The organism is Amycolatopsis sp. NPDC104863 (genome assembly GCF_055582965.1).
In genome coordinates this window covers 430,706-439,887 of sequence record NZ_JBVJOW010000005.1, presented here as the reverse complement: position 1 = coordinate 439,887, position 9,182 = coordinate 430,706, and the positions used below count along the sequence as shown (strand labels likewise).

Annotated in this window: 8 protein-coding genes and 1 pseudogene; 4 read left to right on the top strand and 5 right to left on the bottom strand. The window is 70.6% G+C overall.

Annotation, left to right across the window (positions count from 1 at the left end):
• Positions 1–105: 105 nt before the first annotated feature.
• A complete protein-coding gene (locus ACZ63J_RS28930; protein ID WP_465401807.1) occupies positions 106–1,584 on the bottom strand; it encodes a GMC oxidoreductase in 1,479 nt (492 codons plus the stop codon).
• 278 nt (positions 1,585–1,862) lie between these two features.
• On the opposite strand from ACZ63J_RS28930, the gene ACZ63J_RS28925 reads away from it, so the two are divergent.
• From ACZ63J_RS28925 to ACZ63J_RS28915, 3 genes and pseudogenes are all read left to right on the top strand, one after another.
• A complete protein-coding gene (locus ACZ63J_RS28925) occupies positions 1,863–2,228 on the top strand; it encodes an RNA-binding S4 domain-containing protein (RefSeq protein ID WP_465336653.1) in 366 nt (121 codons plus the stop codon).
• A 156-nt stretch (positions 2,229–2,384) separates the two neighbouring features.
• A pseudogene (locus ACZ63J_RS28920) lies at positions 2,385–2,896 on the top strand (sigma-70 family RNA polymerase sigma factor).
• Between the two features lie 9 nt (positions 2,897–2,905).
• Positions 2,906–3,202, top strand: a complete 297-nt coding sequence (locus ACZ63J_RS28915; RefSeq protein ID WP_465401808.1) for a cupin domain-containing protein — start codon at positions 2,906–2,908, stop codon at positions 3,200–3,202.
• Positions 3,203–3,213: 11 nt separating this feature from the next.
• On the opposite strand, the gene ACZ63J_RS28910 is transcribed toward ACZ63J_RS28915, so the two are convergent.
• The 3 genes from ACZ63J_RS28910 to shbA form a co-directional block, all read right to left on the bottom strand.
• The gene (locus ACZ63J_RS28910) at positions 3,214–3,375 is read right to left on the bottom strand and encodes a hypothetical protein (RefSeq protein ID WP_465401810.1); all 162 of its coding nucleotides are present in this window, start codon (positions 3,373–3,375) and stop codon (positions 3,214–3,216) included.
• A gap of 61 nt (positions 3,376–3,436) precedes the next feature.
• Positions 3,437–4,324, bottom strand: coding sequence for a 1-aminocyclopropane-1-carboxylate deaminase/D-cysteine desulfhydrase (locus ACZ63J_RS28905; RefSeq protein ID WP_465401811.1), 888 nt, complete (start codon positions 4,322–4,324; stop codon positions 3,437–3,439).
• A gap of 28 nt (positions 4,325–4,352) precedes the next feature.
• Positions 4,353–4,997 (bottom strand): RNA polymerase sigma factor ShbA, encoded by a 645-nt coding sequence (gene shbA, locus ACZ63J_RS28900; RefSeq protein WP_465401813.1) that lies wholly within the window; start codon positions 4,995–4,997, stop codon positions 4,353–4,355.
• Between the two features lie 304 nt (positions 4,998–5,301).
• On the opposite strand from shbA, the gene ACZ63J_RS28895 reads away from it, so the two are divergent.
• Positions 5,302–8,046 (top strand): hypothetical protein, encoded by a 2,745-nt coding sequence (locus tag ACZ63J_RS28895; protein ID WP_465401815.1) that lies wholly within the window; start codon positions 5,302–5,304, stop codon positions 8,044–8,046.
• On the opposite strand, the gene ACZ63J_RS28890 is transcribed toward ACZ63J_RS28895, so the two are convergent.
• On the bottom strand, positions 8,027–8,983 hold the full coding sequence (locus tag ACZ63J_RS28890) for a hypothetical protein (protein WP_465336649.1): 957 nt from the start codon (positions 8,981–8,983) through the stop codon (positions 8,027–8,029). The two genes, ACZ63J_RS28895 and ACZ63J_RS28890, sit on opposite strands and share 20 nt — an antisense overlap.
• Between the last annotated feature and the right edge of the window lie 199 nt (positions 8,984–9,182).

Below are 9,182 nucleotides of genomic sequence, written 5' to 3'. Positions count from 1 at the left end.
CCCCCCCCCCCCCCCCCCCCCCCCCCCCCCCCCCCCCCCCCCCCCCCCCCCCCCCTACCCCTCCCCCCCCCCCCCCCCCCCCCCCCCCCCCCCCCGACCCTCGGGTCAGAAGTCCGTGGCGATGATCTTCTCGATGTTCCGCTCGGCCAGCGCCGTGATGGTGACGAACGGGTTGACGCTCGTGTTGCCCGGGATCAAGGACCCGTCGATCGCGTACAGGCCCTGGTACCCGGCGAGCCGGCCGTAGTTGTCGGTCGCCTTGCCGAGCACCGCGCCGCCGAGCGGGTGGTACGTCAGGTGGTCACCCCAGATCTTGTAGACGCCGAAGAGGTCGGTCCGGTAGATCGTCCCCTCCTTCGAGTTGATCTTGTCGAAGATGGACTTCGCCATGTCGATCGACGGCTGCTTCCACGCCGTCTGCCAGTTCAGGTCCACCTGCTGCGTCGCCGGGTTCCACGAGAACTGCGCGCGGTTCGGGTTCTTCGTGATGGACAGGTAGAACGACGCCCACGTCTCGATCCCGGTCGGCAGCGGCGCGACCTCCGCGAACGCGCCGCCCGCGGCCCAGTTGTCGATGCCCCCGCAGGGAATCGACGACTGGAGGCTGCCGGTCGGGTCCCAGATGTGGTTGGCGCGCCCGCACATCACGTTGCCGTTGTCACCCCAGTTCTTGCCGACCTCGCCGTTGAGGTTCGGCAGCGCGCCGGTCGCCTTCAGCTTCACCAGCAGCTTGCTCGTGCCGACACTGCCGGCGGCGAAGAACACCTTGTCCGCCGTCACGACCTTGGTCGCCGTCACCGCGCCGGTGGTGTTCAGCTGCTCGATCGTCACCGTGTACCCGCCGCCGGACGCGGGTGTCACGGAAGCCACGCGGTGCAGCGGCGAGATGGTGACGCGCCCGGTCGCCTGGATCTGCGGCAGGTAGGTCTTCTGCAGCGACTTCTTGCCGTAGTTGTTGCCGTACAGGATTTCCCCGGCCAGCGCCGACCGCGGCACGGTGTTGGCCTGCTCCTGCTTCATGTAGTTCCAGTCGTAGACGTCCGGGACGAACACGAACGGGAACCCGGACCGCTGCGCCTGTTTCCGGCCGACCCGCGCGTACTGGTAACACTCGGCGGTGTCGAACCAGGCCGGGTCGATGAGCCCGACCCCGAGCCCGGCGTTGGCGCGCGGGTAGTAGGTGTTGTACATCTCGTCGGCGTTGACGGTCGGGAGGATCGCGCCGAAGTTCTCCCGCTTCGGCGTGACGGCCATGCCGCCGTTGACGAGCGAGCCGCCGCCGACGCCCCGGCCTTGGTACACGGTGATGCCGCTGAACTCCTCGGCGTCGAGGATGCCGGTGTACTTCGGGATGTCCTTGTCGATGGGGAACCCGAGGAAGTTGGACAGCGGTTGCTTCGTCCTGGTGCGCAACCAGAACGAGCGCTGGTCCGGCGTGGTCGTGTTGGCGAAGATCTTGCCGTCGGCGCCCGGGGTGTCCCAGGCCATGCCCATCTCGACCAGCTGGACGTCGATGCCGGCCTGGGCGAGCCGCAGCGCGGTGACCTGGCCGCCGTACCCCGAGCCGATCACGAGGGCGGGCACGCGCGCCGCGTCGGCGATGGCGGGGGACGGAGAGGCGGCCGCACGGCCCCCCACTGCCGCGGCCGCCAATATAGAACCGGTTCCAGCAATGAAGAGACGACGGGAAACTGCGCCAGAAGCTGTTCTCCACACGGGTTCGTCACGCATGTGATAGTCCTCACCGTTGAGGTATATTAGAACAGGTTATAACTCAGTGGTGCAGACAAGTCGACATTTACCCGCAAGTAACATCCGTGGGTTGTGCGGGGATTCCGCTGAATGGGCCATGATGGACGACTGTGGAGTCGACCCGAGTGGACCGCTGGCTGTGGGCGGTCCGGCAGACGAAGACGCGACCGGACGCCGCGGCGGCGTGCCGGGGCGGGCATGTGCGCGTGAACAACAAGCCGGCGAAGCCCGCGACGACGGTGGTGCCGGGTGACGAGGTGCGCGTGCGCGTCGGCGGAACGACCAGAATCCTTGACGTGGTACGGGTGATCCAGAAACGCGTCGGCGCGGCGGACGCGGCGACGTGCTTCGTCGACCGGACCCCGAAGCCGTCCCCGGAGGCGGTGGTCCCGGTCGCCCGGCGCGACCGCGGCGCGGGCCGACCGACCAAAAGGGAGCGTCGCGTGCTGGACGCGTTCCGGTCACCGGAGCACTGAGTCCCCCGCTTTTCCGTGCATTCCGGATGGACACCGGCGCCGGCCCCGGCCGAGTTGACCGCCGAATCGACGTTGCGGGCGGGCCCGTACCGGAAATAGCCGGGAATCCGCCCGGACCGGGTGGGTCCGGGCCGAAAGTGGGTAGCCCCCTCGCGGATGTCCGGGTGTGGGGAGGAAGTCATGATCACCCAGCAAACCCGCCTGCTGGCCGCGGCGCGGCCTCTGGTGGTGCGCTACTGCCGCGCCCGCCTCGGCGCGAACGCGGCCGACGCGTCGCGCAGGACGTGTGCGTCGCGCTGCTCGAGGCCCTGCCGGGCCGGCCGCCGGACCGGCCGTTCCCGAACTTCGTCTGCGGCATCGCCCGCCACCAGGTCGCGGCCGCCCGCAAGGCCGCCGCGCGCCAGCGCGACGAGCCGGTGGCCGAGCTGCCCGACGAGGTCGACCCGGCCCTGGACCCGGAGAACCACGCGCTCCGGCGCGAGCTGGGCGAACGGATGGCCAAGCTGCTGCAGGTGCTGCCGGACAAACAACGGGAGATCGTCGTCCTCCGGGTGGTGGTCGGCCTGTCCGCGGAGGAGACGGCGGCGGCGGTCGGGTCGACCCCGGGCGCGGTGCGCGTCGCCCAGCACCGGGCGCTCGGCCAGCTGCGAAAGGTCGTTTCGGGCTAGCCTGGCGAAGTGAGCGACAACTTCGAGGGGCGCGACGTCGGGTCCGGGATCTCGGTCATCCGCGAAAGCAGCGACGTCGTCGGCTCCGGACCGCGCCTGCACCGCCACCCGTACCCGGAAACGTTCGTGATCATCCGAGGCAGCGCCCGTTTCACGATCGGCGACACCCACCGAGACGGCACCGCGGGCGACGTCCTGGTCGTCCCGGCCGCGACGCCGCACAAGTTCGCCGTGCTCGGCCCCGGCGTCTACGAGGCCGTGCACATCCACGAAAGCGACCACTTCATCACCGAATGGCTGGAGTGACCGCTCCGGCCTCAGGACGCTTGGAGCCGCGCCGAGCGGGCCAGCGCCTCGACGGGGAGGAACTCGTCGAAAGCTCGCCGCATGAGAGCTTTCGCCGTGGCGTGGTAGCTGCGCAGTGGCCGCTCGTCGGTCAGGTAGGTGGTGCAGTAGCCGTGCTTGAGCGCAACGGCCATCGGACCGGTTTTCTCCTCGAACAAGGCGACCCAGCGCGCGTATCACGAAAAGGCGTAGGCGCTAGCTCAGCACCGCGACGATACGAGCGCCCGGCGCGAAAGCTCCGGCCTCGACGTGTTCGAAGAGCCCGTAAAGCATCTTGCCCTCGTACACCCAATCGAGCGTGACACCGTGCCGGTCGTCGAAGTCGGCGATGAACCGGTTGAGCACGGGGCTGCGCTTGGCATAACCACCGAAATGGAAGTCGAGGTCGAGCGTCCAGTTCGTGGTGGCCTTCCCGTACGCGTCCTGCTGAAGCCGTCGGACTTCGTCGGCCAAGAACCCTCCGCCCTTGAGGACGGCGAACCCGATCGCGCGCCGGGGACCGGTCAGGCCACCGGCGATACCGGCGAGCGTGCCGCCCGTTCCGGTGGCACAGCAGATGACGTCGAAGTCTGTCGTGATCTCACCGACCAGTTCGGCGGTGCCCCGCACGGCGAGACCGTTGCTGCCCCCTTCGGGAAGGACGTAGCAGGGACCGAACCGGCGGACCAGCTCCGCGAGCACGGCCGGCTCCGTCTTGCGCCGATAAGCCGCACGGTCCAGGTAGGTCAGTGTCATCCCTCGTTCGGCCGCGTAGGCGAGGGATGCGTTGAGCGGCTCGTGCTCCTCACCGCGGATGACGCCGACCGTCTCGAACCCCAGGTGGTGGCCCGCGGCGGCCGTCGCCCGGAGGTGGTTCGAGAACGCGCCGCCGAAGGTCAAGAGCCTGGTGAAGCCCTCGTCCCGGGCTGCTTCGAGGTTGTGGCGGAGCTTGCGCCACTTGTTGCCCGGGATCTCCGGGCTGATCAGGTCGTCCCGCTTGAGCTGCAGGTGGACACCGTGGCGCTCGATCCGCTCGTCACGAAGCTCCGCAAGCGGCGAAGGCAGGTTCGCCAGACCGGCCAGCTCGGCTTCGCTGGATCCCACACGGTCAGCTTAACGCCGTGCGGCCCGCTCAGAGGTCGCCGTCGCCGATCATGCCGCGGAGCTTGGTCAGGGCGCGGTACTGGGTGATGCGGACGTTGCCCGCCGAGATGCCCAGTGCGTCCGCCACCTCGTTGGCCGACAGGCCGGCCACGATGCGCAGCGACAGGATCTCGCGGTGCAGCGGCGGCAGCAGCGCCACCAGGCGGCCGAGGCGGACGCCGAGGTCCTGCTCCAGGACGTGCGCCTCCGGCTCGTTGCCGCCCAGCGGCCGGTCCGGCAGCTCCGACACCGGCTTCGACCGGTCACGCGCGACCGAGCGGAACGCGTCCGCGACCTTGTTCGCCGCGATCGCCCGCACGAGGTACAGGAACGAGCCGCCGCGGTCCTGGTAGTTCGGCAGCACCTTCAGCACCGCCAGGCACACCTCCTGCGCGACGTCGTCGGCGGAGAGGTACGACAGGTCCCGGCCGCCGATCCGGGCGCGGCAGTAGCGCACGACCGTCGGCTTGATGAGCCGCAGCAGCGCCTGGACGGCGTCCGGGTCGCCGGTGCGCGCCGCCGCGACGACCGGGTCGAGCTGCTCCTTGGTCAGCTTGCCGTCCGGGCGCGGCAGTTCCTCCAGTACGACATAGCCCTCGACCGGGGCCGGCGTCTCCAAGGTCGTGGTGTCCACGGTTCCCTCCTCGCTCCGTCCACCGGACCCGCCGTCCACAATGGACCACAATGGTCCTTGGACGATCCGCGATCCGACATACGGAGTAATCGAGGCGCTGACCAGCAACGTTGCAAGAGCGTACTTCTTGTCCAGCAATTGTCCGTTAACCGTTCGGGCTACCCGCCGGTCACCCGGCGCACACGGGTCAAATAGTGGACAGTTCCGCGCCACTCGCCGGAAATCGGTAGCGAAATCCCGCCGCGCGCCGATCCACCGCGCGTGACGGCAGCCGATCACCAGGGACCGAACTCATGATCACCCATTGAGCACCACGGCGGACCGGTTCGACGTGTTCCTCCGCGCCACCGGAGAGGCGGCCGACCGGGTCGAAAAGGAACTCCGGGCGGGCGGGCTGCGCGTGTTCCGCGACGGCCGTATCGACGAATTCGACATGATCACCCGGGAACGCGTCGAGGCGTTGGCCGGGGCGCGGGTGCTCCTCACCCATTGCGCGAATTCCGGGCCGGACTTCGTCGAGCGGGTCCGCCGCAAAGCAGCCACCCGTGGTCCGGGTTCGATCGGCCGTTTTGCGGAGCTGCGGGAAGTCCACACCGCGCTGGGTTCGCGGCCGGTGGCCGTGGTCGGCGGCCTGCCCGGCATCGGCAAGACGACGCTGGCCGAGCAGTACGCAGGCCTCTTCCCCGGCCCGGTGCTCCGGACGGGCCCGTTCGGCCACCTCGCCCCGGACGACTTCCTGCCGGGCTTCCACCTGGCCCTGGCCCGGGCGGCGGTCGGCCTGGGAGTGGAAGTGTCCGGCCTGGACCTCGACCGCTTGCGCGCGGCCCTCGCCGACCGAGTCGTGGAGCAGGTCCTGGTGCTGGTCGACGATCTTCCGGCCGCGCTCCCCCCGGCGGTCCTCGACCGGCTCTTGGTGCCGGCCGGTTCGGTGCGCACGCTGGTCACGAGCCGGTTCCCGCCTTCGCTGTGGGCCGGGGCGACGGTGGACCTGCCCGGCCTCACGCCGGAGGAGGGGTTGCGGCTGTTCACGTCGATCCGCCCGGGTGCGGGCGAGGCGGAGCGCCGGACGGTTCGCGGTTGCGACGGCCATCCGATGACGATCCGGGCGGTGGCTGACGCGGGGCATGGGGGGCTGGATTCGGCGCCGGAGGCGATCCGAGTGGTGGTCCGGGGGTTGGGCGGGTTGGCGCGCGACTTGCTTCGGCTGGGCGGGGTGCTCGCGCCGGCGCCGGTGCCGCCGGGGGTGGCTCGGAGGGCGCTGGGGTCGCCGGACGCGGCGGAGTTCGACGCGGCGGTGGAGGAGCTGGTGAGGCACGGGTTTGCGACGTGGACCGGCGGAGAGCTGGGGCGTGAGGCGCAGGCCGGTGAGGACTCCGCTGCGGTGGGGAGCGACCTGCCGACGGTCGATGAGAAGTCCGAGACCGAAGGGCCGAGCAGGCAGATCGCGAGCGAACCGCCGCCAGCCGCTGGGGAGCCCGCCGCCCGCGAGCCCGCCACTCCGACCGGCCGCGAGCCGTGGCTCGGCGCCGAGGAGCCCGCGAGCCAAAGAGCAAGGGTCGCGAGCGAACCGCCGCCGCTGGCTGCTGGGGAGCCCACCCGCGAACCCGCCGCCCCGACCGGCCGCGAACCGTGGCTCAGCGCCGAGGAACCCGCGAGCCAAAGAGCAAGGGTCGCAAGCGAACCGCCGGTGGCCGCTGGGGAGCCCACCATCCACGAACCCGCCACCCCGACCCGCCGCGAACCGTGGCTCGGCGCCGAGGAACCCGCGAGCCAAAGAGCGCGAGTCGCAAGCGAACCGGCGCTGGTCGCTGGGGAGCCCGCCACCCCGACCCGCAGCAGCCTTCTACCTGCCGACGGGGAGCTGCGACTGCAAGCCCTCGCTGTCGAGGTTGCCCAGGGTGAGTTCGGCTCCTTCCTCGGCGACGCGCCCCAAGCCATCCTCGACGCCGGGCTTCTCGCCCACTCCCGCGTGGTCGCCGAGCACTCACCCACTCACCGAGTCCGCCTGCTCCGCCCCGTAGCCGCCGCCTTCGAAGCCCACGGCGACCCCGCCACCGCCGGCGAAATCCACGCCGCGATCCTCGCCACCGGCGAAGCCACCTCGGCCGACCTCACCGCCGCCGCCCGCGTCGAGATCGCCTGTGGCCTCCACGCCGAAGCCATCGAGCACGCGCGGGAAGCCCTCGCCCTCGACGAGCCCGGACGACACGCCGCAGCGATGATCGCCGCGCAAGCCCTCGACTGCCAGGGCGACTACGCCGAAGCCGACCAAACGTTCTGGCACACCGCGCACGCCGAAGGAACCCCCGCAGCACGCGCCCAGAGACTCCGCGGCCACCCCCAAGAAGCCCTCAGACTCCTCGAAGCCGCAGCTCCCACGGCCGAACGAGACCTCGAGCGCGCCAAGTGCCTCCTCCGAGCCGGAGACCCCCAAAGCGCACACGACGTCGCCGCCGAACTCGAAGCGCGGCTCCCCGAACGGCACCCCCAGCACACCGAAGCCCAGCTGCTCCAGGCCGACGCAACCCTGGCACTGGACCTGGCCCACGGTCGGAGCCCCGCCGAACTCCTCAAGACCTACACCGACCAGCACGGCCCCGAACATCCCCTTACCCTGACCGCCCGAGCCCGGGCCCACTCGGACCTCGAAGCCCTGGCCGCGACCGAGCAGATCACCCTGCGGGCCCTCGGTGACGACCACCCGCTGAACCACCGGCTCCGCCACGCCATGGCCCTGGCCCACGCCCGGCTGCGGGACTTCGACCGCCAGGCCGACCTCCTCGAAGACGTCGTCCGCGCGCAGACCCGGCTGCTCGGCCGAAGCCACCCCGAAACCGTCGAGAGCCGGCTCGACCTCGGGCTCGCGCTCGCCCTCAGCGGCCAGGGTCCCCGCGAGCGCGCCACCGCCCTCGTCGACGACGCCGCCCGGGATGCCGTCGGGGCTCTTCGGGGCAAAGCGCGGGCCGCGCAACGGGTCGTGCGGTTGCCGCTGGCAGTGGTCGACTCGGTGCTCGCCCTCGAAGGTCAGCTCAGCCGGCCTGCCACCTGATCCCGTACGCGAACCCCGGCGCCAGGTGCCGGAAGCGGACGTGGACCTCGCCCGAGCCGTCCGTCTCCAGGGCCGTCCCGCGGGGTGACCGGTCGCGCGTGTCGACCTGGAACGCCTTCTCCAGCCGGACGATCCGGTCCGGCACGCGGTCGCCGAAGCGGACGTGCAGGTCGAACAGATCGCACGGATGGCGCGGCACGCACACGTAGTGCGGTTCCGTCATCGGCGCGCGGAATCGCAGCCCGATCTCGTGCCTTTCACCACGGCGCAACGGTTCCGGCAGGCGCAGCGACAACCCGACGCGGTCACTCGACTCCATCACGCGACCGGCCAGCACACCGCCGTGGAACACATCGACCTCGAGTTCCGAAGCGCGTGCCGATTCGACGGATTCGCCGGGCGCGGTCAGCGTCAACGCCAGGTCCAGTTCGGCGATTTCGTCGGCGTCGGCGACCACCCGGCGGAATTCGAACGCCTCCGCCACCGGCTGATCCAGCGCCAGTGAGACGCGCAGTTCTTCGGTGTGCCAACTCCGGCTCGGATAGCGCGGCCGGGCTTCCGGCGCGCCCGCCGCGACCGCCATTGCCGCGACCTGCTCGATTCCCTCGTCGATCCGCCGCCGCACCGTGCGGTCGTCGCGGTCGATCGTGATCGCCGCCCAGTGCACCCGTTCCTGGTAGAACGGCTTGCGCGCCCGCTCGTCCAGCGCGAACGCGGCGAGCAGGGCGATCTTCAGGTCGTCCGGCAAGGACTCGACGAGCGGCCGCAAACGACCCGACAGCTTACGCCGCATCTCCACCGTGTCGTCATCTTCCAGAATGCCGCACACGGTGCGCAATGCGGGCCCGACGCGATCCGCGAGCGGTGTGGTGAAAATTCCCCTCCCTTTGCGCAGGACCTTCAGCTCTCCGACCACGTCCGCCGGGCTGAAGTCCACCGTTCCTCCCCTCGCCGTTCCACGCACGGGGATCAATATTCGTCAGCCTCGCCGCCCCTGTCCAGTCGATCATGGCACGGCAAACGGATCGTTATCCCGCGGTTTCCCGTCCCACCTCGGCGGGAAACGGGAAACGCCTTGCCGCGCGGTTACCGGCGGCCGCATTCTGAGTGGGCCGCATCGATTACGCGGCGAAAAA